General features: G+C 55.3%; 29 protein-coding genes and 1 tRNA gene. 9 read left to right on the forward strand and 21 right to left on the reverse strand.

Going from position 1 to position 23,076, the window contains the following annotated elements; translation table 11 throughout:
- Positions 1-263: 263 nt before the first annotated feature.
- Positions 264-1,325: a LacI family DNA-binding transcriptional regulator gene (locus C8N36_RS22190; RefSeq protein ID WP_245911030.1), complete on the reverse strand. Its 1,062-nt coding sequence runs from the start codon at positions 1,323-1,325 to the stop codon at positions 264-266.
- A 328-nt stretch (positions 1,326-1,653) separates the two neighbouring features.
- Here C8N36_RS22190 and C8N36_RS22195 point away from each other — a divergent pair, with 328 nt between their 5' ends.
- Positions 1,654-2,127 (forward strand): GNAT family N-acetyltransferase, encoded by a 474-nt coding sequence (locus C8N36_RS22195; RefSeq protein ID WP_097806900.1) that lies wholly within the window; start codon positions 1,654-1,656, stop codon positions 2,125-2,127.
- 9 nt (positions 2,128-2,136) lie between these two features.
- Here the strand turns inward: C8N36_RS22195 and C8N36_RS22200 are convergent, their stop codons facing one another.
- From C8N36_RS22200 to C8N36_RS22210, 3 genes are read right to left on the reverse strand one after another with little or no spacing between them, the layout of a single operon-like run.
- On the reverse strand, positions 2,137-2,928 hold the full coding sequence (locus C8N36_RS22200) for a metal ABC transporter permease (protein ID WP_097806901.1): 792 nt from the start codon (positions 2,926-2,928) through the stop codon (positions 2,137-2,139).
- A complete protein-coding gene (locus tag C8N36_RS22205; protein WP_170125964.1) occupies positions 2,928-3,671 on the reverse strand; it encodes a metal ABC transporter ATP-binding protein in 744 nt (247 codons plus the stop codon). The genes C8N36_RS22200 and C8N36_RS22205 overlap by 1 nt, the downstream gene beginning before the upstream one ends.
- On the reverse strand, positions 3,671-4,153 hold the full coding sequence (locus C8N36_RS22210; protein WP_097806903.1) for a Fur family transcriptional regulator: 483 nt from the start codon (positions 4,151-4,153) through the stop codon (positions 3,671-3,673). Before C8N36_RS22210 ends, C8N36_RS22205 begins: the two co-directional genes overlap by 1 nt.
- A gap of 94 nt (positions 4,154-4,247) precedes the next feature.
- Here C8N36_RS22210 and C8N36_RS22215 point away from each other — a divergent pair, with 94 nt between their 5' ends.
- Positions 4,248-5,294: a zinc ABC transporter substrate-binding protein gene (locus tag C8N36_RS22215; RefSeq protein ID WP_097806904.1), complete on the forward strand. Its 1,047-nt coding sequence runs from the start codon at positions 4,248-4,250 to the stop codon at positions 5,292-5,294.
- A 6-nt stretch (positions 5,295-5,300) separates the two neighbouring features.
- On the opposite strand, the gene C8N36_RS22220 is transcribed toward C8N36_RS22215, so the two are convergent.
- The 9 genes from C8N36_RS22220 to C8N36_RS22260 all read right to left on the reverse strand — a co-directional run bounded on the left by C8N36_RS22220 (position 5,301) and on the right by C8N36_RS22260 (position 11,235).
- Complete coding sequence (locus C8N36_RS22220) at positions 5,301-6,080, reverse strand: LamB/YcsF family protein (protein ID WP_097806905.1); 780 nt, start codon at positions 6,078-6,080, stop codon at positions 5,301-5,303.
- Entirely contained in the window at positions 6,077-7,084 is a 1,008-nt protein-coding gene (locus C8N36_RS22225; RefSeq protein ID WP_097806906.1) for a 5-oxoprolinase subunit C family protein, read from the reverse strand. The genes C8N36_RS22220 and C8N36_RS22225 overlap by 4 nt, the downstream gene beginning before the upstream one ends.
- On the reverse strand, positions 7,081-7,830 hold the full coding sequence (locus C8N36_RS22230; RefSeq protein ID WP_097806907.1) for a 5-oxoprolinase subunit B family protein: 750 nt from the start codon (positions 7,828-7,830) through the stop codon (positions 7,081-7,083). Before C8N36_RS22230 ends, C8N36_RS22225 begins: the two co-directional genes overlap by 4 nt.
- A gap of 72 nt (positions 7,831-7,902) precedes the next feature.
- Positions 7,903-8,085, reverse strand: a complete 183-nt coding sequence (locus C8N36_RS22235; protein ID WP_097806908.1) for a DNA gyrase inhibitor YacG — start codon at positions 8,083-8,085, stop codon at positions 7,903-7,905.
- Positions 8,082-9,122, reverse strand: coding sequence for a ribonuclease E/G (locus C8N36_RS22240; protein ID WP_097806909.1), 1,041 nt, complete (start codon positions 9,120-9,122; stop codon positions 8,082-8,084). Before C8N36_RS22240 ends, C8N36_RS22235 begins: the two co-directional genes overlap by 4 nt.
- The gene (locus tag C8N36_RS22245; RefSeq protein ID WP_097806910.1) at positions 9,119-9,709 is read right to left on the reverse strand and encodes a Maf family protein; all 591 of its coding nucleotides are present in this window, start codon (positions 9,707-9,709) and stop codon (positions 9,119-9,121) included. The genes C8N36_RS22240 and C8N36_RS22245 overlap by 4 nt, the downstream gene beginning before the upstream one ends.
- Before the next feature lie 175 nt (positions 9,710-9,884).
- On the reverse strand, positions 9,885-10,103 hold the full coding sequence (infA, locus tag C8N36_RS22250; protein ID WP_005978431.1) for a translation initiation factor IF-1: 219 nt from the start codon (positions 10,101-10,103) through the stop codon (positions 9,885-9,887).
- A gap of 207 nt (positions 10,104-10,310) precedes the next feature.
- Positions 10,311-10,751, reverse strand: coding sequence for an arsenate-mycothiol transferase ArsC (locus C8N36_RS22255; protein ID WP_097806937.1), 441 nt, complete (start codon positions 10,749-10,751; stop codon positions 10,311-10,313).
- Positions 10,752-10,755: 4 nt separating this feature from the next.
- Positions 10,756-11,235 (reverse strand): UPF0262 family protein, encoded by a 480-nt coding sequence (locus tag C8N36_RS22260; protein WP_097806936.1) that lies wholly within the window; start codon positions 11,233-11,235, stop codon positions 10,756-10,758.
- A gap of 238 nt (positions 11,236-11,473) precedes the next feature.
- Between C8N36_RS22260 and C8N36_RS22270 the strand changes: the two genes are divergently transcribed.
- A complete protein-coding gene (locus tag C8N36_RS22270; RefSeq protein WP_097806912.1) occupies positions 11,474-12,109 on the forward strand; it encodes a sulfotransferase family protein in 636 nt (211 codons plus the stop codon).
- 26 nt (positions 12,110-12,135) lie between these two features.
- Here the strand turns inward: C8N36_RS22270 and hisD are convergent, their stop codons facing one another.
- Genes hisD through C8N36_RS24290 form a run of 5 tightly spaced genes read right to left on the reverse strand, consistent with a single transcriptional unit; the run spans position 12,136 to position 15,906 of the window.
- A complete protein-coding gene (gene hisD / locus C8N36_RS22275; RefSeq protein ID WP_097806913.1) occupies positions 12,136-13,437 on the reverse strand; it encodes a histidinol dehydrogenase in 1,302 nt (433 codons plus the stop codon).
- A gap of 51 nt (positions 13,438-13,488) precedes the next feature.
- The gene (locus C8N36_RS22280; RefSeq protein WP_097806914.1) at positions 13,489-13,983 is read right to left on the reverse strand and encodes a GNAT family N-acetyltransferase; all 495 of its coding nucleotides are present in this window, start codon (positions 13,981-13,983) and stop codon (positions 13,489-13,491) included.
- Positions 13,980-14,459: a DUF2948 family protein gene (locus C8N36_RS22285; RefSeq protein WP_097806915.1), complete on the reverse strand. Its 480-nt coding sequence runs from the start codon at positions 14,457-14,459 to the stop codon at positions 13,980-13,982. The genes C8N36_RS22280 and C8N36_RS22285 overlap by 4 nt, the downstream gene beginning before the upstream one ends.
- Positions 14,456-15,727, reverse strand: coding sequence for a UDP-N-acetylglucosamine 1-carboxyvinyltransferase (gene murA / locus C8N36_RS22290; RefSeq protein ID WP_097806916.1), 1,272 nt, complete (start codon positions 15,725-15,727; stop codon positions 14,456-14,458). The genes C8N36_RS22285 and murA overlap by 4 nt, the downstream gene beginning before the upstream one ends.
- Before the next feature lie 5 nt (positions 15,728-15,732).
- Complete coding sequence (locus C8N36_RS24290) at positions 15,733-15,906, reverse strand: hypothetical protein (protein WP_170125959.1); 174 nt, start codon at positions 15,904-15,906, stop codon at positions 15,733-15,735.
- 150 nt (positions 15,907-16,056) lie between these two features.
- Between C8N36_RS24290 and C8N36_RS22295 the strand changes: the two genes are divergently transcribed.
- The 4 genes from C8N36_RS22295 (at position 16,057) to C8N36_RS24295 (ending at position 17,385) form a co-directional block, all read left to right on the forward strand.
- Positions 16,057-16,131 (forward strand) — tRNA-Thr (locus C8N36_RS22295).
- Between the two features lie 82 nt (positions 16,132-16,213).
- The gene (locus tag C8N36_RS22300; RefSeq protein WP_097806917.1) at positions 16,214-16,513 is read left to right on the forward strand and encodes a DUF6538 domain-containing protein; all 300 of its coding nucleotides are present in this window, start codon (positions 16,214-16,216) and stop codon (positions 16,511-16,513) included.
- 339 nt (positions 16,514-16,852) lie between these two features.
- Entirely contained in the window at positions 16,853-17,101 is a 249-nt protein-coding gene (locus C8N36_RS22310; protein WP_097806919.1) for a site-specific integrase, read from the forward strand.
- 110 nt (positions 17,102-17,211) lie between these two features.
- Positions 17,212-17,385 (forward strand): hypothetical protein, encoded by a 174-nt coding sequence (locus tag C8N36_RS24295; RefSeq protein WP_170125960.1) that lies wholly within the window; start codon positions 17,212-17,214, stop codon positions 17,383-17,385.
- A 441-nt stretch (positions 17,386-17,826) separates the two neighbouring features.
- Here C8N36_RS24295 and C8N36_RS22320 read toward each other — a convergent pair whose 3' ends face one another.
- The 3 genes from C8N36_RS22320 to C8N36_RS22330 all read right to left on the reverse strand — a co-directional run bounded on the left by C8N36_RS22320 (position 17,827) and on the right by C8N36_RS22330 (position 20,114).
- Positions 17,827-18,540: a deiodinase-like protein gene (locus C8N36_RS22320; RefSeq protein WP_170125961.1), complete on the reverse strand. Its 714-nt coding sequence runs from the start codon at positions 18,538-18,540 to the stop codon at positions 17,827-17,829.
- The gene (locus C8N36_RS22325) at positions 18,533-19,006 is read right to left on the reverse strand and encodes a MarR family winged helix-turn-helix transcriptional regulator (RefSeq protein ID WP_097806922.1); all 474 of its coding nucleotides are present in this window, start codon (positions 19,004-19,006) and stop codon (positions 18,533-18,535) included. Before C8N36_RS22325 ends, C8N36_RS22320 begins: the two co-directional genes overlap by 8 nt.
- 352 nt (positions 19,007-19,358) lie before the next feature.
- Positions 19,359-20,114 carry a helix-turn-helix domain-containing protein gene (locus tag C8N36_RS22330; RefSeq protein WP_484237535.1) on the reverse strand — a complete coding sequence of 252 codons (756 nt, stop codon included), beginning with the start codon at positions 20,112-20,114 and terminating at the stop codon, positions 19,359-19,361.
- A 397-nt stretch (positions 20,115-20,511) separates the two neighbouring features.
- On the opposite strand from C8N36_RS22330, the gene C8N36_RS22335 reads away from it, so the two are divergent.
- Positions 20,512-21,753 (forward strand): dipeptidase, encoded by a 1,242-nt coding sequence (locus tag C8N36_RS22335; RefSeq protein ID WP_097806924.1) that lies wholly within the window; start codon positions 20,512-20,514, stop codon positions 21,751-21,753.
- An 88-nt stretch (positions 21,754-21,841) separates the two neighbouring features.
- Complete coding sequence (locus tag C8N36_RS22340) at positions 21,842-23,032, forward strand: carbohydrate porin (RefSeq protein ID WP_245911031.1); 1,191 nt, start codon at positions 21,842-21,844, stop codon at positions 23,030-23,032.
- The last annotated feature ends 44 nt before the right edge of the window (positions 23,033-23,076 follow it).

The following is a 23,076-nucleotide window of genomic DNA, read 5'->3' on the forward strand; positions in this document are numbered from 1 at the left end:
ATCATGTCACCGTTGTTAACCGTCGCAATCGTGATCGTCTCCGCAGATGCTATACCCGCGCTCAATCCCAATCCAACAACTGTCGTTAGTAGTGTGCATTTCAGTGTCATAATTCCCTCCCAAGAATTTACGCATGTAAATATTATGCTCTAACCAAGTGCCTCCAGAGCATTTCTACTGCCTATTTCCTAATGTAATGTTAGCGTTAACGTCAACAAAAATTGCATTCCGGCTGTGAATTTTTAGGCTGGATAGCCAGCAATCTATGCGGATTCACGAATTTTCATCTCACCATCAAACAGCTTAAGGATCTGTTTGCCTGAGCTTTTTTCCGCGCGTATACTTTCGACCAGTCGCGCCACCGCAGTTCGCCCAATCGCATCCACATTTTGCGCAACCGTGGTCAAGCTTGGCACTGTATAGGGACACAAGGGATAATCATCATGGCCAGCGATTCGCAAACCGCCCCTCTGCATCGCGCCCGCCTCCAACCCATGCGTTGCGGCCGCACGAAGCGCCCCGATCGCGACACGGTCGTTTACACAAAGTATAGAGGACGCCACCAACCGGCCGCTTGAAAACTCCCGCTCAAGAACGGCCTGACCATGCGCCTCAAAATACCCGGCACCAGAGACACCCTCCACACCGACAATCCGGGGCTCAAGCCCCAACTGCTCCATTTTTGCGATATACGCGCGCTCTCGCTCCATGGCATTGAAGTTCACCCGCGGCATAGCCAAAAAAACAGGTGGACCGCCGACACGCGCAAGATACTCTGTGGCCAACCCGGTGCTGTGGTAGTGGTTTGTACCAACAAAATCGACTTCTGGCATCGTGTCCGGTCGAGAATCCACCATAACAAATGGCAATCTGGATCGCAGCCGTTCATGCACATCCAGATCACTGTGATTGCCCAGAGGCGCAACCAGTGCCCCCTCCACATTCATCGACATCAAGGTTTCAGCCGCGCGCGCCTCGATTGCGGGATCCGAATGCGAACATTGCGTAATGACCGTATACCCCACATCCATTGCGGCACGCTCGATAGCCTCAAGCAAACGGCTAAAGAACAGGTCGTTTAGATACGGTATGATGACGCCAATCATTCCGGTTGATTTCCGGTTCATCCGAGTCGCGAAAAAGTTGGGCACGTACTCCACCCGCTCCAAGCCCTTTCGAATACGCTCACGCGAGGTGCGACTTACATTATCCGGATCTTGAAAGTAGCGCGACAAGGTCGGACGTGAGACACCGATGGCGGCAGACAAATGCTCCATCGTATCGATGCGCTCTTTGTTTACATGCGGCGTGTCAGGCGTATCCATATTTCGTACCCCTCAGTTTCGCGCAGAAAACACAATTATTTTTACGCGTGAAAATACCCTCAATATCCTACCCCAATTTGCAAGTAAAAAGTTCCTTCCCCCAAGGCCGAGTGTGCACCTCCGCGTCAGATATCAAGCGTTGCCAACAAGTTTAGTCCCTGCGGTCAGTCCGATGACACTCCAGATCAAGAGTTCTCGCAACTGTTGCGGCTTAAACAAATGCAGTTTTTGGAATTTTTTTCCGCAAAATAGGCAAATTGAGGCTCACCTTCCGGCAACCCGATAATCTTTACTTGTGAAACAGTCAGCGGCCACGCACGCTCGGGGAATGATACAAGACTGTTTTACGATTGACGCCATCACCGGACCGGATACCGCTGTGGATCTAGTGTTGTCCCGCCACTTTGCCGACATGCGGGCCGGATCCCCTGAAGAAAGCTGCCATGTGATGACATCACAAGGTTTGCGCAACTCCGGAGCACTGCTCTACGCGCTTCGCGATCATTCCGGAGAGGTCTGCGCTGTGGGCGCGCTGAAACCTTTTAAAGACGGCGTAGAACTGAAATCCATGCACACTGTCCGCGAAAAACGCGGGTTGGGCTATGGCGGCGCGGTCCTGCATAGCCTGCTTGAAACAGCAAAATTCCAAGGAGCCAAAGCCGCGTGGCTGGAAACCGGTACGCAGCCCGGTTTTGCCGCCGCGCGCGCCATGTATTTCAGTGCAGGCTTTGAAGAGTGCCAGCCATTCGGCAGCTACACCGCTGATCCACTGAGCACATACATGGTCCTCAACCTGAGCTAGGTGATGCCGTCACGAATGCGACTTTCGGCCAAAAATCGTGCTGATCGCAAATATCACAGCTGCGGCACATACGATGCTTGGCCCCGCTGGCGTGTCAAACTCCCACGCGCCCCAAAGACCCAGCAACGCGGCGCAAACCCCCAGTCCAACCGCGCCGATCACCATCTGTTCAGGTGTGCGCGCAAAAGGCCGGGCTGCAGCCGCTGGAATGATCAGCAAGGCACCGATCAACAAGGCTCCGACAATCTTGATTGCAACGGCAACAACCAGCGCCAAAGCCAACATCAACACCTGCTTTTCCCGCTCAGGGTCTACCGACGACGCGTAAGCCAAATCTGGCGAAAGGGTCGCCAAAAGCATGGCTTGCCAACGCCAAACCATCAAAATCCACACCAAAATGGCCCCGCCCCAAATCAATGCAAGATCGGTTTTTCCTACCGCAAGAATATCGCCAAACAGATAGGCTTGCAGGTCAAGGCGCGGCCCTTCGACCAAAGTGACCGCGACCAACCCAAAGGCCAGTGCTGCATGGCTGGCAACGCCAAGCACCATGTCGGCACCGACCCCGCGCTTGGTCAATCCGGCGACCGCAAATGCCATGCCTAGCGAAACCAGCAAAGTCCCCGCAAACACGGGGACTGACGCGGCCAGAGCCAGAGCCACACCCAAAATGGCCGCATGGGCAGTGGCATCGCCAAAATAAGCCATGCGGCGCCAAACAACAAAAACACCCAAAGGGGCTGCTGCAAAAGCAACCCCAACTGCGCCCAGAACGGCGCGAACCAAGAAATGATCCAGCATCAGGTCTGCTCTCCATGCGCATGATCGCAACTGTCGTCGTGATCGTGGGAATGCTGGTGACGATACAGCGCCAGCGCGCCTCCCGTGCCCGAACCAAACAATGCACGATATTCCTTGGCCTGCGCCACCACTTCGGGATGGCCCTCACAGCAGATATGACCGTTCACACAAATCACCCGGTCCGACGCGCTCATCACCACATGCAAGTCATGGCTGACCATAAGCACCGCGCAACCCAATTGTTCGCGGACCGTTTCAATGCGCCGGTAGAATGCCGCCTGCCCCGGTTGGTCGAGGCCCGTTGTCGGTTCGTCCAAAAGCAGCAATTCGGGACGGTTCAACAATGCACGCGCCAGCAAAGCCCGTTGAAATTGCCCCCCCGACAAATCCGTCAACTGACGATCGGCCAGATCCTCGGCTCCGGCTTCAGCTAAGGCAAGGTCCCGTTCGGCCCGTGGGCTTTTGCGAGGAAGGTTCAAAAAGCGTCCCACGGTCATCGGCAACGAAGGGTCAATCTGCAGGCTTTGCGGGACATACCCCAACCGTAAGCCCGTCTTGCGTGTGACCTTGCCTTGCGCGATTGGAACCGCCCCGATCAAAGCCTTCAAAAGCGTTGATTTTCCAGACCCGTTCGGACCAACGACCGTTACAATTTCACGCGGGGCGATTTGAAAATCGACATCCCGCAAAATCTGGGTGCTGCCCCGTTTCACCAACAGTTCACGGGCTTGGATCAGGGGAATCATGCATTGACCTTTTCTTGGCAACGCGGACATTTTCCTTCGGCTTCGATTGCAACGCGTTCAATTTCGAACCCCAATTCGCGGGCTGAAATACCCAGCGCTTCGGCGGCCGGTCGGCCGGGGGCCTCGACCACCGCCGAACAGCTTGTGCAGATCAAAAAACACGGTGCGTGCTGCTGACCCGGATGGGCGCACGCGACAAATGCATTCAAACGCTCGATTCGATGGGCAAACCCGTGACTTACCAGAAAATCCAACGCCCGATAGGCCACCGGAGGCTGAGAGCCCATGCCCTCAGAGCGCAATTGATCCAGAACCTCATATGCACCCATAGCACAATGTTTTTGCAATAAAATTTCCAGAACCCGCCGACGAACAGCCGTCAGCTGGAGGCCATTTTCGCGACATGTTTGGTCAGCAACCCCCAACGAATTTTCGATACAATGGGCGTGATCATGGGTTTGAAATCCAATTGGATCCATTCGAGGCGTCCTGTTCAGTTTGGGGCTTGATATGTTATATCCTAACACACTACAAGACGAGTAACGTTATATCATAACACATCAAGGACCCATCATGATTCTGCGATCTGCCTGCATTACTCTCTTACTCGGCACAACCTCTGCTTTTGCATCCGCCCCAAAAGTAGTGACGGATATTCCACCAATCCAAAGTCTTGTCGCAATGGTCATGGGGCAGATCGGTTCGCCGGACGCGCTGGTCGAGGCAGGCGCGTCTCCCCACGATATGGCCCTGCGCCCGTCGCAAGCCCAAAGCCTGAGCAAAGCAGACCTTGTGATCTGGATTGGCCCGCAAATGTCACCCGGATTTGAGGACCAGTTAGAGGTTTTGGCACCAAACGCGACGCAGGTGGCGTTGATCGACATCGAAGGCGCGCATCTGCTGCCCTATCGCGAGAATGCTTTGTTTGAGCATGACCACCACGAGGATGACCACGAGGAACATGACGATCATGATGAGGCGCATGATGACCACGACGATCATGGCGAAGAACATGACGAACACGGCGACGAGCATGACGAAAAGGATGACGACGGGCACGATGATCATGGGCACGACAATGCGCCAGACGGTGAAACAACCGTCGATCCGCATCTCTGGCTCGACCCCGAGAATGCCATGGTTTGGCTTCCGAAAATTGCACAAGCGCTGGCCTCGGTTGACCAAGACAATTCGGATCAATATTTGCAAAATGCTGCCGAAGCGATTGATCTAATCAAGGCAGCGCAAGTGCAGGCCCAAGCTAGGCTGGAACCCGCAAAAGATGTCCCACTTGCTGCCTATCACGATGCCTTTCAGTACTATGAACAAGCGTTTGGATTGCATGTTATCGGCGCGATATCCGACAGTGATGCCGTGCAGCCCGGCCCCAAGCGCATTGACACCCTGCGCACTGCTTTTGAATCCGATCAGCCCGTCTGCTTTTTGATGGAACCGGGGGCAAATGAGCGTCTTCTAACCAGCGTCAACTGGGACCCGGACACCGCCCAGATTGCCCGTATCGATCCTCTTGGCGGCGCTTTGGAAACCGGTGCTGGTCTGTATCCGGCGTTGATCCAAGACATCGCAACCCGCATAGCAACTTGCGTCACACATCAGTGAAACAAATCAGGTTGAGCGTCGCCCTTCAAATGGAGTGAGGGTGACGCCAGCCTCTTGCAAAGCTGCGCGCACGGCGCGGGCGATTTGCAACGCAGTCGCCCCGTCGCCATGCAGGCAAATCGTGTCGACAGCTGCTGGAATTGGCTCTCCCGTTTCCGGCAGGATCGCCCCGGCCTGCACCATTTTGACAATGCGCTGTGCGGCCAGATCGGCGTCATGGATGACTGCGCCCGGAAGGCTGCGATCCACCAAAGTCGCATCGGCATTGTAGGCGCGGTCCGCGAAAATCTCGCCCGCCCAAAGACAGCCTAGCTTTTCTACCGCTCGCTGCTGCGCGGTGGCCGCCAGCACCATGATGATGATATCGGGAGCCACTTCCAACGCCGCTTCGTAGCATGCTGTCGCCATCTCTTCATCGGCAGAGCACATGTTTGCCAATGCGCCGTGAAGCTTTAGGTGCCGCACTTGGGCACCCTGCGCCTGCGCCACTGCCAAAGACGCCCCCAATTGGTATTGCACCAGATTGCGCAGGCTTTTGGCGGGCAATTTCATATTGCGGCGACCAAACCCTTGCAGATCTGGAAAGCCGGGATGTGATCCGATGCCCACGCCGTTTTTATGCGCAAGCGCAATGGTGTCGGCCATCACATCAGGATCACCGGCATGAAACCCGCAGGCAATATTGGCAGAGGTGATGACCTCAAGCAGCGCAGCATCTTGCCCCATCACCCAAGGGCCAAAGCTCTCTCCCATATCGGCATTCAGATCGACGCTTAGCTGGGTCATAACGGGTCCTCTCCGGCGGTGACGCCGCTGATCAGGGTATAGGATAGCAAATCGGATATGTCGTGTGGATCACGGACCAAGGCAAATCGGCTTCGCGTCAAGTCCGCAAGATGTTTGCGGTAGGCGCGCTCTGCCATCAGGGCCTCTTCCAACGTGACAAAGCGAAAGCGCAGCGCCGTTCCGGCAGAGGTTTGAGCAACCCTTGGCAGATCGGCAGGAATGACGGTGCCAATACGCGGATAGCCTCCGGTGGTCTGACACTCTGCCAGCAATACATAGGGCGCGCCGTCACCCGGAATTTGAATATCGCCGGGTGTAATCACCTCTGACAAGATTGTCCCACCGGCGGTCAGACCGAAACCCTCGCCCTCAGGCTGCAAGCGAACCCCCATCCTGTTGCCGCGGCTGTCGCGTAACAGAGTTGTGCTTTCGAAGCGGTCGCGCTGCGCTTGTGTGAACAAATCCGTTTGCAGGCTGGGCAAAACCCGCAATATCCCGCCATCCCAGCGCGGTGCCACCTTGAGCCCCTGCCCTGTCACCGTACCCGTGTCAGGGCCAATCGCCAGTCGGTCACCCGCCGCAACTGCGCGGCCAAGGCCAGCTGCCAGATGAACCCCTTGCCCACCCAGCAAGGTCGGAGTCGCCAGGGTGCCGCCAAAACTCAGGTATCCGTAAACACCGCTGGTCGCCCCGCCAATATCAAGCATACCGCCAGCAAGCAGCAGGTGCGACGCATTCCACGCCAATGCCGCCCCATCCAAGCTGGCCCGCATCGGCGCGCCGGTCAGCGCAATACGGGTCGGCGCGGTCACTTCAAACCGCCCCCCCATGCCCGCCATTTCCAGTGCCGCCCCAACAGGTTGGCCAAGCAGCGCAGCCCCCTCGGCCAAGGCCATCCGGTCCACAGCGCCGCCCCGCGACAATCCCAAAGCCAGATAACCCGCGCGCCCTGTATCTTGAACGGTCACGCCCGGCCCCACTTGATGGACAATCACAACACTCATGTCAGCGCCTCCTGCCGGATGCCGGCGGATGGGTCTGTTTTCAAATTCTCATATTCAGCGCGGCCGATCGACGGGAAGCGGACCTCATCCCCCGGCCGCAATAGAAACGGAGTTTCAGTGTCGGGCCGAAACAACCGCGCTGCCGTCTGGCCAATGTGGCGCCAGCCTGTGGGCGTGGACACCGAGAACAAAACAAGCTGACGAATGGCGACAACCAAGGCCCCAACCGGCACCTGCGGAGTCAATGACGTCTGGCGCGGGATATTCCATTCTTCTGGCAGCGTGCCCAAATACGGCTGGCCCGGAGCAAAGCCGATAGTGGTCACTCGGGTTTGCGCCCCGCTTAGCGACGCAATGGCCTGTGCCTCGCTCAGACCTGCTTTTTCTGCAGCTTCAACCAGTTGCGGGGCCAAATCCGTACCATAGACTGTCGGAATATGAAACAACCGTCGGCCCGTCGGCATCGGGGCGGCATACCAGTCTTGGGAATGCATCAACTGACCCAATTGATGGCGTAAAACGGCATGGTCCAAATGCAACGGATCAAAGCGCACAAAGACGGACACCAAAGAGGTCGAGCATTCTTCGACCCCCTCCCATTGCACCTGCTCAACCGCTGCCCGCAATGCGATCGCCGCACGGTTCGCAGGTTCCGTCAGGCTCTCTGCAAACCGGACCAGAAGACCATCAAGCCCAACTTGCTCAATCCGTGGAAAGGCGGGGGGATGTGTGGGATGCGCGTTCATAAACTCCTCCGAGAGGGCAAAGGACCATGAGTTGTCAGCACTGTCCAGAGGTCTAGGAAAAACCCGCGCGCATCAATGCGGTTTGCGCTGTGCCTCTTGCGATGCAATGGCGGCCTGCTCGATGTCCTCAGGATCATCTGACGGCACCGCATAAGAACCGGTCAGCCATTTCGCCAGATCCACATCCGCGCAACGCTTGGAACAGAACGGGCGAAACTTGGCATCTGTTTCGCGGGCACAGATCGGGCAACTCATGCCCGAACCTGCAAGGATTTGAGCGCCACACGGTCCCGTTTACGCTGGATTTCCATCAAGCCAAGCTGCGTCCAACCTGCCAAAATTGTTTCGGTGGATTCACGTTTCAACGCGGCACGCAGGCTACCTTCGAGCTGCTTACGGTCTTTCTTAGGGCACGGAGCGGGATCGACGATGATCTGGCCGCCAAGACCTCGCAGACGCAACTGACGCGGTAAATCCTTGAGCGCCGCCAGATTGGCCTTCAAACCCGCCGAAAACGATGTGTCGCCTCCGGTGTTAATGTCGACCGCCACCAAAGCCGAAGTCGGTTCGATGATCATCGAATAGCCACCTGCAAGCGGCACATGCGGCTGCATCGCCGCATCTATCATATCAAGCACTTCGTGATGCTCGAAACTGCCCTCTTCCGATGCAATATGCGCCGGATCAACCCATTCACGCCATGCCTGCGCATGCGGTCCATCACCTTCGGCCAGCGTTTCTGCGTCGCCGTCCACGTCGCTCAACACGGCGGTGGCAAGCTGGCACATCGCCAACACATCATCGGTGATGTCTTCGGGCGCAGCCTCTGCGCAGCAAGACCGTAAGATCAAACCCGCATTCTCTGGCAATGGCACCTCTGCCATGGCTTCATGGGCCGCAGCCAACACCATTTCGCGCGCGTCTTCATCGCGAATACGGCGCGAAATATTGATGCCCGGCGCATCCGGCGTCACGATGGCGTAACGCGATTTGAACAAAAGACGCTGAGTAACGGGAATAGCTTTGCCCAGTTCCGCATAGCCTGTAACCTGCACCAACAAAGGTTGTCCCGGTTTCAGGCCTTTGACTTGCCTCAAGAATGCATTGCCATCAGGGGTCCGTAAAAACATCCCCCCTTGGCCTTTGACAGGTCGGTCCGCGATGCCGCGATAAATAGTTCCCGGCCGCGGCAGATCGGTATCGATCAACAGGTCTTCAAGTTGACCATCTTGAATCAAAGCCGCAGCTTCGCGCCCTTGCCAATGGTCAAGTGCAATGGTTGTGCCCTTCATGACGCGACCTCATAGATTGGATAGCCCGCTGCCACGAGCAAATTTGCGGTTTCGGCCAGTGGCAGACCAACAACAGCGGTGAAGGATCCGTTGATCCAAGGGATAAAGGCGCTCGCAGGGCCTTGAATGGCATAGCCGCCAGCCTTGCCTTGCCAATCATTGGTAGCAAGATAGGCGTTCAACTCTTCATTCGACAGATTTTTCATCTTGACCTGCGTGACCACGTCGCGTTCCCAAATCTGATCACCTTTGCGCACGGCAACAGCGGTAATCACCCGGTGGCGTCGCCCTGACAATTTGGTCAGGAACTCAGCCGCTTCGCCAGCATCACGCGGTTTGCCCAAAATAAGGCGGCCCAAGGCAACGGTGGTATCCGCAGACAAAACAATCTCAGACGGATCCGAAGGGATCGCCTGCGCCTTTTCGCGGGCAAGACGCACACAATACGGGCGCGGATCCTCCCCCTTGGCGGGATCTTCGTTAATTTCGGGAGGACGGATGTCGTCAGCCGTGATGCCCAACTGGGCCAAGAGTTCGCGGCGGCGCGGGCTGCCAGAGCCAAGGATAAGGCGAGGTTTGTCGGTCATCGTGGCAAAACCAAAGTCTAAATGATGGGGAAATTATGTGGGCTGCGCGCGCGGAAAGCGATACCAAAAGTTTTCGAAAACTTTTGCAAAACTCTTGCAAGAGTTTTGAGCATGCCGCACCTGCAGCGCAAAGAAAATCGCCGGGCTGCTGGCCCGGCGGTTTGCGTATCAACGCTTACTTAAAGCGGTAGTTGATCCGCCCCTTAGTCAGGTCGTAAGGGGTCATTTCAACTTGTACCTTGTCGCCAGCCAGAACGCGGATGCGGTTCTTACGCATCTTGCCTGCCGTATGTGCGATAATCTCATGGCCGTTCTCAAGCTCGACCCGGAATGTCGCATTTGGCAGGAGTTCCTTCACGACACCTGGAAATTCGAGCGTATCTTCCTTGGCCATGTTTTCTCCTAAATTTGCCGCCCTGTCAGACGCAGGGCATGAGCGATATGAGCCTATTGCGTGTGTTTTTCAACCCACATAACAGCACAGCAAGGTTAATGCTGGGTCAAATCTGCGCCAAAATCCGCCATTCCGCCAAGCCAAGCGTGCAAGGCGTGGGTCAGGTTGCCGCATGCTGTCGAATCAACGCGGGAGGAGACAGCTGCCTTATCCCCACTTTTGCTTCAACTGATCCGCCAATTGATCACGGGTTTGCCGATAAGAATTCAGCTTTTGTTCGCGCGTTTCACCAATGCCGGTCGGATCCATTATCGGCCAGTATTCAACTGTTAGATGATAGTATCGTGTCAGTTCCAAGGCACGGCGCTGAGACGCCGGCGACAATGTCACAATCACATCAAAGCCTGAAAGGGCCTCGCCGTTTTCTTCCATTTCCTCGAAAGATCGCGACCGATGGCGTGATAGCTCGACGCCTATTTCATCACAAACGGCAATAGCGAACCCGTCTATTTCGAGGTCATTCATAACGCCGACAGATTGCACATAGGTCTGCGCTCCAAACAGCTTTTTCATGATCCCTTCGGCCATGGGGGAACGCACTGCGTTGTGATCGCAACAAAACAGCACCGATTGAGGCCGTTTTCCCAACCGATCAGCCCCCAAAATGCAACACACACACCAGCGTGAACAAACGGCGGGCCGTGGCATCATCCACTTCGACTTTGCCATCAAGGCGTTCTTGCAAAATCCGGGCCCCTTCGTTGTGAATCCCGCGCCGCGCCATATCGATCGTCTCGATTTGGCTAGGCGGTAGGGTTTTCACCGCATCAAAATAGCTTTTGCAGATTTGAAAGTAATCTTTGACCACTTGCCGGAACGGCGACAAGGAGAGGTGAAATTCGGCCGCTTTGTCTTTGGCGGGTGTGGTTACATCAAAGACCAATCGTTTTTCACGGATGGACAAACCCACATCATATGGGCCATCCGGCACAACCCGACCGTCCCGAACGGGCAGAACAAAACTGTTCTCCTCCATCAGATCATACATCGCCACACGGCGTTCTTGTTCGATCTCTGGCGTTGGAGGCGGCAGATTGGCGTCATCAAGTTCAATACGGGCAATACGGTTCATGGCAATGGTCACTCATGCTGTTGCACAAAGGTGTAACGCGCAGATGGCCAAGGGGCAATGAAAGAGCGCCCTTGCCGCCCGCGACTTTCTGCCAATGCCGACCATGCGTTGAAAATTGGCACGTTCCGACACGCCCGTGTTTTCGCAAACCCAACAGGCACCTTGTCCTGCGCCGCAAAATTCCCACTCAGATTCACAGAACTGTGTTAAGTACAATCAATGAAAACGGGGGGAGAAAATGGCTTTAAAAGTTATTGGGTCTGGATTTGGCCGGACCGGCACGAAATCACTCAAAGATGCGCTTGAGACGCTTGGCTTTGGTCCCTGCCATCACATGCACGAGCTTTTGGAATACCCCGATCAGGTGCCAACTTGGCAGGCGCTTGCAAATGGCGACACCAGAGATTGGGAGACTGTTTTCAACGGGTATTCCAGTCAAGTGGACTGGCCAGGGGCGCATTATTGGGAACAAACCGTCGCGGCATTCCCGGACGCGAAGGTAGTGCACTCTGTTCGCCCGATCGAAAAATGGTGGGCCAGTTTTGACAAGACCATTGGCAAACTATTGGAACGACACAAGGAACTGGATTTTCCGCCACTCGTTCGCGACATCCTTGATATGAACAGTCAATTCATCGGAGAGGCGACATTCGGTGGCAATTTTCGAGATCGCGATACAGCGATTGCCACCTTTGAAAAACGCACCTGCGATGTTCGTGCCGCAGTGCCGGCAGACCGCCTCTTGGTTTTTGATGTCGCCGAAGGCTGGGCACCGCTTTGCGCGTTTCTACAGGTTGCGGAACCAGACATACCCTTCCCGCACCACAACTTGAGAGCCGATTTTTGGGAAGTGCTTGGCGGCGAACCCGCTTAGGGGCATTTTACGCGACGCTCGTTTCCTCAACCGTTCAGCTTTTTCAAACGCGCGGTCACAGACAGGCCGTGCGCTTCAAGGCTTTCTGAGGTCGCCAGGACCTCAGCTGCCGGACCGATGGCGCGCAAGGCTTCGGGTGTCATCCGCGCCATAGTGGTCCGTTTGACAAAATCCATCACCGACAGGCCCGAGCTGAACCGTGCAGAGCGTGCCGTTGGCAGCACGTGGTTCGGGCCACCGACATAGTCACCAATCGCTTCAGGAGTCCATTGGCCAAGGAAAATCGCACCGGCGTGCGGGCACTTGCCGGCCAGCGCTTCGGGATCTGCCACGCAAAGCTCAAGATGTTCGGGGGCGATGCGATTGGATAGCTCTGCCGCCTCATCCAAATCTCGTACAGTGATAATCGCGCCGTAGTCCCGCCAACTGGCTCCGGCAATAGCCCGGCGCTCCAGCGTCTCTAGCCGTTTGTCCACCGCTGCCGCCACGGCACGGCCAAAACCAGCGTCGGTTGTAATCAAAAGCGACTGGGCGCTTTCGTCATGCTCTGCTTGGCTCATCAGATCCAGCGCGATCCAGTCGGGGTCATTGTCGGCATCGGCGATCACCAGAATTTCAGATGGTCCAGCGATCATGTCGATGCCAACCTTACCAAAAACCCGGCGTTTTGCTGCGGCCACAAAAGCATTTCCGGGACCGGTGATTTTATCAACGGGGGCAATCGTTTCCGTGCCGTAGGCAAGGGCCGCAATCGCTTGAGCGCCGCCCATGCGGTAGATTTCGTCAACACCGGAAATCTTGGCCGCCAGCAAGACCAGTGGATTGACCACATCATCCGGCGTGGGTACCGCAATCGCCAGCCGTTCAACGCCTGCAACCTTGGCAGGGATCGCATTCATCAAAACCGACGAAGGATAAGACGCCAAACCACCGGGCACATACAGGCCCGCCGCCGAAACAGCCGTCCAGCGCCAGCCAAGCGTTGCGCCTGAACTGTCTGTCCAACTGTCGTCGCTTGGCATTTGACGCGCATGATAGGCGCGAATACGCTCTGCGGCCAACTCAAGCGCTTCTCGCTCCGCATTTGGGACGGTGGCACAATGGGCTTCGATTTCTTCGGGCGAAAACCGCAGGCTGTCAGCATCCAGTTTCAGCCGATCAAATTTCTCGGTCAGCTCAAGCACGGCCTCATTGCCGCGCGCACGCACATCCGCAATGATCCCGGCAACAATGGCGTCGACATCCGGGCTATCTTCACGCTTGGCATTCAGCAGCGCGGTAAATGCGGTTTCAAAGTCAGGTTGGGCAGCATCAAGAAAGACGGGCATGGCGGCTTCTCCGGTGTTATGCGGGCTGCATAAACTGACCCGCCGCCAGGCTCAAGCCGCGTCGAGCGCCTTAAGCATCAGCAAATCGTCGCGTGGCCTGCAATTCACGATAACCGAACGCGGTCTACGCCCGAATTGAACAAAACCGGCGGCCTGATATAGCGCAATGGCACGGGTGTTTGTTGCATCAACACACAGTTCCAGTTGCAACAGCCCCATGTCACGCGCGGCCACAATCGCCACCGACAACAGCGCTTGGGCAACCCCCTGCCCTTGCGCGCTGGGATGAACATAGAGCGGGCCGATGTCCGCCATGTGACGAAGGCGTTCCAGCCTGCCGGGTTGCATGGCGACAATGCCATTTAGACGATCTTGGGCAAAGCTGCCCCAAATCCGTTCGTTTTGCAGTTTTGCAATCAATGAAATGTCCGTCAGCGCCAATGCCTCAACTTCTGTCAGCAAAAACGCATCAGGCACACGCCGCAACCCATCGAGCCACAAGGCGCGATAGGCTTCGAGGTCATCAATGGTTAGCGGCCTGATCACTCTGGGTGCGACGGTGCCTTGCGCGATGGCGCAATATAGGGCCGGGTAACATCCTTGAGCGTCAGTTCAAGCGCCTCGACATCGGCGCGCAACGCACCATCACCGGCCAACGTCAGAACAACATGCCCTGCACCGTCCTCTCCGGCCTCAAACGCAACGGTTAAGATCGACAAAATCATATCAGGGTCGGATTTATCGACGCCCTGCGCGCCAACGTTCAAGACGCCTTCAATTGTCAGCAAGGATTGAACCCGCTCTACCGGACGACCAAATTTCTTGGCCGCCGCAATGTCTTCGTGGCGCATACGGTTCAACAAGAGACACAGCCGCCGGTGACGCTTTTGGTATGCAATTTCCGACACAGGCAAAACTGCGTCTTGGACCAAAGCCGCAATCACTTGCAGGTCATCGCCGTCCAGCGCGCCCAAATTCAGCGGTTGATCGCCGCCATCCTCAAACCGTGCATCTTCGCTCATTCGCCTTTGACCCTTTCGATTTGTGCGCCCACACTGGACAGCTTGCGCACCACGTGTTCGTAGCCACGATCAAGGTGATAGACACGGCTGACTTTGGTATCGCCTTCGGCTGCCAATCCGGCAAGAATCAACGACACCGAGGCGCGCAGATCCGTCGCCATCACCGGCGCACCACGCAGTTTATCCACGCCCTTGACCGTCGCAGTCCCGCCGTGAACCTCAATATTTGCCCCCATGCGGATCAATTCAGGCGCATGCATAAACCGGTTTTCAAAGATCTTCTCTTCGAGAACCGAGGTTCCTTCGGCTGTACACAGCAACGCCATCATTTGCGCCTGCAAATCCGTCGGAAAGCCCGGGAACGGCTCGGTTGTGATGTTCACGGCTTTGATACGGTCCGACTTGCGGGTCACGGTTAGGCCTTTGTCCGTTTCTGTAACCGAAACGCCCGCCTCTTCGAGTTTATCACAGAACACCGCCAGCAAATCGCGACGCCCGCCAAGGCAGGTCACTTCGCCGCCGCAAAACGCCGGTGCCAGCATATAGGTGCCCAGTTCAATGCGATCCGTAACAACACGGTGGGTTGCACCGCCAAGACGATCCACGCCCTGAATGGTGATCGTGCTGGATCCATCACCTTCGATCTGCGCGCCCATTTTGCGCAGGCAATCCGCCAGATCGACGATTTCGGGTTCGCGGGCGGCATTGTTCAGAACGGTTGTACCTTTAGCCAAGACTGCTGCCAGCAAGGCATTTTCAGTTGCGCCAACAGATGCGAACGCAAAATCAACGATACCGCCGCGCAACCCGCCCTTGGGGGCTTTAGCGTGTACATATCCGTCGCGCAGGTCTAGCTCCGCGCCCATCGCTTCAAAGGCCTTCAGGTGCAGATCCACCGGACGTGCCCCAATCGCGCAGCCGCCAGGCAAAGACACTTCGGCGTAGCCGTAGCGCGCCAACAATGGCCCCAGAACCAGAATAGAAGCCCGCATTTTGCGCACGATATCATACTCCGCGCGCTGGCTGGTCAGATCGTGGCTCGACATCGCCAAAACCTGTCCGTCTTGCATGCTGGTGACTTCGGCCCCCAGTGATTGCAGCAAGGTTGTCATGGTGCGGATATCCGACAAGCGCGGCGCGTTGGTCAAAGTCAGCGGCTCTTCGCTCAAAAGCGTGGCCGGCATCAATGTCAAACAAGCGTTTTTCGCCCCGGCAATCGGAATATCACCATTCAATGGGCCATTGCCCGTCACTACAATCGAATCCATGCCCGTCAGTCCTTGTCCTGTGTCGCCTGTTGCCCCGAATTTCCAGCACTGTTGTCTGCTTGGGTGCGCGCCTTGGTCTGCGCCTTGCGGCGGCCCATATTGGCCTTGAGCGCCGCTTTTAAACGGTCTTCGCGTCCAGCATCTTTGTACTTTTTCGGGGTCGGTTTGTTTTGATCCATAAACCCTGCTTTACCCCACCCAATCACATGGGTCCAGTGGTGCCCCTTCTTCGACCGCAAGCCCGACCAAACTATTTCCCCCAAGATGACATTTTTTCAAATTCTCCCCTTGCGCGCTGCCTGCCCCACGTCTAGAAGCCCGCTCACAGTGCTGCTGTAGCTCAGAGGTAGAGCACTCCCTTGGTAAGGGAGAGGTCGAGAGTTCGATTCTCTCCAGCAGCACCAGACAATTCCCCTTAATGCCTGATAAACACGATTCCTGGGTGAAAACTGGTTACAATTCCGGGTAAAAACGGTCAGATACCCTATGCAAAACCATCTCATCCGTATCGGTCAGATGTGGCCTGTGAAAGGCGCGATTCCCGCCGACGTTCAACACATTATTGGCAAACGGGCGTTCAAGAAATCACTGCAAACAGCAGACAAGACTGTCGCAAGTGTTCGCTCTGTTCTACTCATCGCGAAATTCAAAGACGACATTCCACAAGCCCGGGGCACCCCAATGCAGCACCTCGACTACGATTGCCTCAAGAAGGTGCACCTCCAACTCAGCGCCGCACGCAGCAACACGAACACTGACTCCGATGCACTGGCAGGGATTGAATAAGAGACGCTAAAGAAGCTTTCTGGAACCTAAAAGGTGCAGAATGTGGAGCAGCTTTCCAAGGAAGCAGAGGCCAACGTGATCACGACCTATAAGATCACCGTCCAAAGCGTGGACCATCGAACTACGCGGCGTTATATCAACAAGCTGTCACAAGAACGGGGTCTCGAGAATAAAACAATCAGGGACAGCGTCCTAAAGATGGACTGGTGTTGGCTGGTACATCAAAAATACGCACCTGAGGATTTGCCGAACCCATTCAGTGGCATAGATTTACCCAAATAGAATCGTAAGGACGCTGCTAATAAGTCACGACAGCCCTTCGCATAACCCGATATCGGCATGCTACATCAAGCAATCATGGCCAGTGACAAAGGAATGCAGCAAGCGGATTTCTTAATAGCGATACACACTGGTTACCGAATTAAAGAGATCGCTACCTTGAAATACGTCAATGTCAGCGAAGACTCGATCACGATACACCGCGCCAAAACAACAACCGGTAATCGGTGGATCCCCATGCACAGTGCCATCAAGTCTCTCGTGCAAGAGTTGATGGTATTAGTCACCAATTATTTTTTCCTGATTTGAAGATGGATCAATACGGTGGCCAAGCATTTGCCATCAGTGGAAGCTTCATCAAGACCAAAACCAAACTCAAATAATACAGCAGATATGTCTTCCACTCCTTACGAAAAACCATGGCTACTCAACATGAACGAGCAGGTGTGCCCGAAGGAATCGCTGCGGACATCTTGGGGTACCAGAAGGCGATCACGAGTTATGGGCTGTATTCAGGAGGCAGTTCGATGGAGCCGAAGCGCGAGGCCCTCACAAAGTTGGACTATGGGCTTGGCTGGCTGCAAGGTGCTTAATGAGCAAGACTTGAATATTGGAAAGTCGGGCGGAGATCTGCCTTTAGCCGCGTCTGCAAAGGCATCGGGCCAGAACGGCAAAAGCGGCCGTTCAAACCTTAGCTGACCAAAATCCACAAGCTGCGCCAGGTATCAAGGTCAGCTAAGCGCAGAAACCAGACTTTGCAAAGTTGGGTCATGCATAGTCTCGCAAAGAACGAACGGCCCACACCCGACCTTGGCCAGATCAACCAACGCCGCGTTGCAGCTTCACCAGACCAGCCATTCGACACACCGTGCAGCATTTTCGATGACCGGAGGGAAGGTCAGCGGACAAAGCGCCAATTTGCTGCGCTTGCGCCAAAGTCAGCTTCGAGGGAGTTTCAATAAGAGATAATTTTTAGAAGGTGTTCATGGCTGACGCTGGCGTCAGCTTAACTCACCTATGCCAATGTTCATCACCTAGCAGGTCGTGTGCTTTGATCCGCTCTTAGGGCGGTTGAAGAGTAACCGCAAATTGCGCTTTATGATGTTTGTCCAGAAAAGGAACGGCAAACCTTTCAAGAAATCCGCGGCAGAGCCTTTGCCTGCGTTGCCCAGTGTTCTGAACACAGTTGTTGGAAGCGCGGGTCGAAAGTAGGGTTTTGATGTAACCGCACGTCCGGCAAGAAGGGCCTGCAATGCCTTTCGGGTTGCGGTCGGATTGTTCCAATCGGCGCGGTAAGCCACGCATCCACCTTTATTGATGATGAACACGGCGTTCGGCATGCTGCCGTAGGCCGCGTGGGCTTTCCCTTCCAACCCATCGACAAAGACGGTTCTGGTCTCTCCATCCTCGCAGGTTAAACGCACCGCACAGCCCATTTTATCATCAAAGCTTTTGTGGCTTTGGATGTCAGCCCCGGGATGAGCTTCTCGGACATATAACACTGCAGAGCTTGCGCCATCTGTCTGGGCGAGAGGCTGCATGATGCCACGTCTGCTTTGGAATAGGGGGCATGTGATGCTTCCCATTTCCAGAACAAGAAATTCGCCCGAAAAATCAAGCAGGTTCTTGGTTTCACCGGTTGCAGTCGTCAATTCAAAGTCGGGTGCTTTGTCGCCGACACTCGGGCCGACCTCCGTATCAAAGTCATAGTCGCCAGTCGAGAATTCGTCGTAATTGTAGCTATTCATCCGTGATGACCCTTTGTGCTGAAACATTTTGCGGTGCGGCGGACAGGTTCTCTGTCATTGCGCGCAAGGTGCTTATGGTGGTTTCGATATCCTTGGCCGGAATCCCAGCCAGCGCCTGCCCGATAAGACCCTGGGCGATCGGGACCAATTCGGTCTCAAGCGCCGTTCCACGAGGGCTAAGGGTGACGATGCTGCGCCGTCGATCCGCCGCGTCTTCTGTCCGCATGACGAGTTTTTTGCGCACCATCGTGTCGATCAGGCGCGTCACGGTTGTTCTGTCTTTAAACGTGACTTCGGCCACAGCGCCTGGGCTTTGCGGCCCCTTTTGCCAAAGGACCAGCAGTATCGCCCATTCTTCCGGGCTGACGGTGTGGCCTGCCTTGCCAAACAACACGCTCAGCTTCTTGCGCGTCAAGAAGCCAAGACGGTTCACCCAATGAAGTGGAATCGCATCATAATCAAACATATTTGCAACATACAACTATTGTATTCGACAAGCAAGTTTTGACTTATTCCTCAGCTGGTGCTGATACCACACAGCCGCCATTCGCTGCGAAGTAGAGATCGTGTAACTATGGGCTCAGACCTGCCTTGCGGCGGTGCCGCAGCAAGTCTGCAGCGAAATCACCTGTGATCCCGGTTGCCCAAAGACCGCAGGCAACCCTTCCAAGTCATTCGTGCAGAGTGCAGCATTGGCCCAACTTTGGCTGAGAGGGCGGAGACCTGCCATTCGCTGCGAATTTGAACAATGTCTGCTTTACGAAACGTAACTGCTGGTGAGCCTGAGTTGAGCTAAGAACAACTCGGTGGCCGACCACCTAAGACCGGTACTCCTTTGGCGACATGCCTGTCCAATTCCGGAATGCACGAGTGAAGTTGGCACGGTTGGTGTACCCAAGCTCACTGGCAATGGCTGAAATTGTCTCTTGCGAATTTGCGACACGTTGGAGGGAAAACTCCTTGCGTAAATCGTTCTTAAGGACAGAAAGGCTGGTTTCTTCGTCTTTCAGCAGCACCTGCAATCGCCAGCGTTTCAGGCCAAGCGCGGCTGCGACATCGTCGATCCCAAAGTCAGGGTTTCTCAAGTTCGCAGCCAACAATTCGCTCACGGTTGCGGCGCAAGAGGTAGACTCAGTATACAACGGCATCAATGGCTTGGTCGGTATGTGCTCGTCCAATGGAGCTATTTCAAGGGACAATATGTCCGACCTGAACCTCATACTCATACCCGCAACACCTGCAACGACTGAGGTTCGAGGAAGGAAGTCGGCAGGAACAATCCTGTCATCCGATATCACGACAACGATCTCATCTGTGTCCCACGCTGGTCCGGCAGCCCGCATTAGAATTTCGCAGAAAAACCCTGCGGCCAGAGCGTCGGCCTGTGCGCTCTCGGCCGATACCCCTTTGGGTCGAGCCAATCGCCAAAGGCAGGTTTTCCCGTCAACCTCCAGCTTGTACACTGCGGCTCCGCCCTGTCCGGATGCCATCGCCGCAAACTTGATAAAGAAATCCCCGACAGTCTTTGACACCTCCATCAGCGGTGTGATCGGTGCCCAATGTCCCCGGGCCATTCGTCTCCCACAATGAACTGCAAAGTGAGGGTCGCCTGAGCGGTCTGCCGCCCAGGCCAAGAAACCGTAAACAATATTTGCGGGGAGCTGGATGCTGCCATTCCCGATGTTCTCTGTCTCGACAGAGAGTTGCTTCGCCAACTCCGCATTTGTGCACCCTCGCTCAATCAGCGCTTCAAAAACAGGATGCAGAAAGCTGATGCTCATAGTGGCAAGTTTTGAATCAGGCATGCTGTACCGTATCACATAATCAAAACCCAAGGTGTCATCGCGAAAGAAAAATCGACCACTTTCTGACACAATGATACCATGTCGAACTGGAAAGAAATCGAAAGTGCAATAGTATTTGGTCAGTCACTTAAGACGGACAACACAATAACTTTCCGGGAGACACGTAATGAAAAGCCTATTGTCCGCCATTGCGGTGACAGCCTGTTTGGCTGGACCACTTGCAGCCAGCGAGGAAAGCAAAACCTGGGACGCTTCCGACGAAGCCAAGCAATTCGTCGTCGACACTATCGTGATTGGGATGCTGGCCAGTCCCTACGGAACCGGCTGGACCGATTACGATCAGTTGCACACGTATTTTGAACGCGCCCGCGACAACGGCATAACCGGTCATGAGATGACTCTGGCAGCTGCCGACATGTCGTTTGAGACCTTGCAGGAACAGCATTATCACTTTCGGGCGGCTATGGCTGAACAGCCGGACAAATATCAGATTGTAAACAACACCCGCGATATCGAAGCCGCGCATCTGCATGGGAAAACCGCCGTGCTGTGGAACAGCCAAACTGCGACGATCCTGAACGGTGACCTCAAGAAAATGGCGTTGCTCAAGGACATGGGCATCAAGAGCATGATCCTTGCATACAACGATATTTTTCGGACCGGTTCGGGCCAATTGGCGGCATACAACGGCAATGATATCGGCCTGACCACATGGGGAAAGGCGGTGATCGACGAATTGGTGCGGTTTGGTATCCTACTTGATCTGAGCCATACCGGGTCGAAAACGGCCAATGACGCCATGGCATACATGGAAGAAAACTACCCAGGAGTGCCATTTGTCTACACACACTCGGTTCCCGCCGGGCTGTACACAAGCGAACCCGGCGCGACCCCTCGCGGCTGTTACCGGGCAATACCGGACGATGAAGCGCTGCGTGCGGCCAAATCAGGGGGCTACGTTGCACCCACATTCACCGAATGGATGTTGGATGGGATCTGGCCAGATGACATATCGCCCGAACAGGCCGCCGACATGATCGACTATTACGTACAACTGGTTGGTGTCGATCATGTGGGCATTGCCACAGACGACATGTTCTCGACTGAGCTGGTGGTCAAATTCGCAACAGCCAATGCCAGTATGTACGATGATGGCGGCTATATGATTGATGCTTTCAATAATGGAGCAACCGGCAACGGCGAACTGGCAAAAATCCTTGCGGCCATAACAGACGACCTTTGGGCGCGCGGCTACACCAACGAGGATCTCGCCAAGATCTATGGTGGTAACAAGATGCGCGTTTATTCGCAGGTCTGGGAAGGTGTTGCGCCTGAACAATTCACCAAGAATTATCCGGAACGGCTGCGGATGCGTCAGGAGCTGCGGGACTACTTCTACTCAAGGTAACTGAGATGCGAATTGCACGGAAACTGCCTGTCTTCATCGAGGCAGGTGGTTTCTTTTGATTTCTGTGGTGACCATTGGAGAAGCCGGAATGAAGAATCAGATTGTGCGACTTCTGGCTGCTGCATTCATGTCGTTGACGGCAACGGGGGCCGTGGCCCAGCAGGGCCTGTCTGGCCCATCGTCGGTTGAAGCAGACCTGACGGGGGACGGATTGACCGACCCGCAAATTCGCTCGGATTTTCCGCGCAACGTCGCGCCGGGATGGTTTGAGTGGAAAGATGACCTTGCTCAGCGCGGACTTCGCTTCAATCTGGATTATCTGGCGCTTGGACAATCCTCAAATGCAGATGTGGGTGCTGGCGAAGCAGCCAGTGGCATTTTCCGGCTCTATGGAAGTTGGCAGGCGACAGAACTCGGCTCGCTGACTTTCAAAGTAGAAGATCGGCATTCTTACACGTCGGTTGCGCCGCAATTTCTTGGTCTCGACGGCGGGGCCTTGTCGATCACCGGCACCGCCTTCAATGACAATGGAACAATGCTCACCAACCTGTTCTGGACGCAGCGTGCCGCGGACGGGTCCTGGACATTGCAGATTGGTCAAATAGACGTGACCGATTTTGTCGATATCTATGGCGCGGTCAGCCCCTATACAGCTTTCCAGAACCTTGCTTTCAACACCAATCCAACGATCAACACACCCAACCCTGGCCTTGGAGTTGCCGGGGGAGCAAAGCTGGGAAGTAATTTCTATGTTGTTGGAAGTCTGGCGGACACAAACGCCGATCCCAGCAGTCCCGACTTGGATGTTTTCCGCCACGGAAACCTCTTCAAAAGTTTTGAATTGGGCTACACTTCCGGGTTTGACCGGTTATTCCTCGACAACGTTCATCTTACAGTGTGGCATGCAGATGCCGCCGATGACGGGAGTCGCTCTGAAGATTATGGTGCGGTATTTTCTGCCGCGTGGCTGGTCGACAACACGTGGATGCCTTTTGTTCGTGCGGGTGCATCCAAAGGAACAGCCGCGCTTTATGACAAATCAGTTTCCACTGGCATTGCTTATTATGGCCGTAACACCGACGGGGCGGGCATTGGCCTGAACTGGGCTGAGGCCAACGGCATAAACGGCAGCCAATTCACCGCAGAGGCGTTTTACCGGTTCTCGATTTCGCCGGGGCTGCAAATCACACCATCCATCCAGTTTATCGACAACCCGCTACTCAACCCGGGGCAAAGTAGCATCACCTTGGTGGGGCTTCGTACCAGAATCGTGTTCTGAGCAATCCGGCAAATAGTTTCGGGGTGAAACTTGGCTACCACTCG

The sequence above is a fragment of the Pelagimonas varians genome (assembly GCF_003208435.1).
In the GTDB taxonomy this organism is placed as follows: domain Bacteria; phylum Pseudomonadota; class Alphaproteobacteria; order Rhodobacterales; family Rhodobacteraceae; genus Pelagimonas; species Pelagimonas varians.

Coding starts and splice junctions, on each gene's coding strand:
- C8N36_RS22300 (WP_097806917.1), top strand. CDS start 16,214: ATGCAAAACCATCTCATCCGTATCGGTCAGATGTGGCCTGTGAAAGGC.
- C8N36_RS22245 (WP_097806910.1), bottom strand. CDS start 9,709: ATGACCGACAAACCTCGCCTTATCCTTGGCTCTGGCAGCCCGCGCCGC.
- C8N36_RS22190 (WP_245911030.1), bottom strand. CDS start 1,325: ATGGATACGCCTGACACGCCGCATGTAAACAAAGAGCGCATCGATACG.
- infA (WP_005978431.1), bottom strand. CDS start 10,103: ATGGCCAAGGAAGATACGCTCGAATTTCCAGGTGTCGTGAAGGAACTC.
- C8N36_RS22210 (WP_097806903.1), bottom strand. CDS start 4,153: ATGGATCCAATTGGATTTCAAACCCATGATCACGCCCATTGTATCGAA.
- C8N36_RS22320 (WP_170125961.1), bottom strand. CDS start 18,540: ATGAATAGCTACAATTACGACGAATTCTCGACTGGCGACTATGACTTT.
- C8N36_RS22225 (WP_097806906.1), bottom strand. CDS start 7,084: ATGAGTGTTGTGATTGTCCATCAAGTGGGGCCGGGCGTGACCGTTCAA.
- murA (WP_097806916.1), bottom strand. CDS start 15,727: ATGGATTCGATTGTAGTGACGGGCAATGGCCCATTGAATGGTGATATT.
- C8N36_RS22215 (WP_097806904.1), top strand. CDS start 4,248: ATGATTCTGCGATCTGCCTGCATTACTCTCTTACTCGGCACAACCTCT.
- C8N36_RS24290 (WP_170125959.1), bottom strand. CDS start 15,906: ATGGATCAAAACAAACCGACCCCGAAAAAGTACAAAGATGCTGGACGC.
- C8N36_RS22285 (WP_097806915.1), bottom strand. CDS start 14,459: ATGAGCGAAGATGCACGGTTTGAGGATGGCGGCGATCAACCGCTGAAT.
- C8N36_RS22330 (WP_484237535.1), bottom strand. CDS start 20,114: ATGGCCCGGGGACATTGGGCACCGATCACACCGCTGATGGAGGTGTCA.
- C8N36_RS22200 (WP_097806901.1), bottom strand. CDS start 2,928: ATGCTGGATCATTTCTTGGTTCGCGCCGTTCTGGGCGCAGTTGGGGTT.
- hisD (WP_097806913.1), bottom strand. CDS start 13,437: ATGCCCGTCTTTCTTGATGCTGCCCAACCTGACTTTGAAACCGCATTT.
- C8N36_RS22340 (WP_245911031.1), top strand. CDS start 21,842: ATGAAGAATCAGATTGTGCGACTTCTGGCTGCTGCATTCATGTCGTTG.
- C8N36_RS22195 (WP_097806900.1), top strand. CDS start 1,654: ATGATACAAGACTGTTTTACGATTGACGCCATCACCGGACCGGATACC.
- C8N36_RS24295 (WP_170125960.1), top strand. CDS start 17,212: ATGGCTACTCAACATGAACGAGCAGGTGTGCCCGAAGGAATCGCTGCG.
- C8N36_RS22260 (WP_097806936.1), bottom strand. CDS start 11,235: ATGAACCGTATTGCCCGTATTGAACTTGATGACGCCAATCTGCCGCCT.
- C8N36_RS22230 (WP_097806907.1), bottom strand. CDS start 7,830: ATGAACGCGCATCCCACACATCCCCCCGCCTTTCCACGGATTGAGCAA.
- C8N36_RS22240 (WP_097806909.1), bottom strand. CDS start 9,122: ATGAAGGGCACAACCATTGCACTTGACCATTGGCAAGGGCGCGAAGCT.
- C8N36_RS22220 (WP_097806905.1), bottom strand. CDS start 6,080: ATGACCCAGCTAAGCGTCGATCTGAATGCCGATATGGGAGAGAGCTTT.
- C8N36_RS22270 (WP_097806912.1), top strand. CDS start 11,474: ATGGCTTTAAAAGTTATTGGGTCTGGATTTGGCCGGACCGGCACGAAA.
- C8N36_RS22335 (WP_097806924.1), top strand. CDS start 20,512: ATGAAAAGCCTATTGTCCGCCATTGCGGTGACAGCCTGTTTGGCTGGA.
- C8N36_RS22325 (WP_097806922.1), bottom strand. CDS start 19,006: ATGTTTGATTATGATGCGATTCCACTTCATTGGGTGAACCGTCTTGGC.
- C8N36_RS22310 (WP_097806919.1), top strand. CDS start 16,853: ATGCTACATCAAGCAATCATGGCCAGTGACAAAGGAATGCAGCAAGCG.
- C8N36_RS22235 (WP_097806908.1), bottom strand. CDS start 8,085: ATGAGTTGCCCGATCTGTGCCCGCGAAACAGATGCCAAGTTTCGCCCG.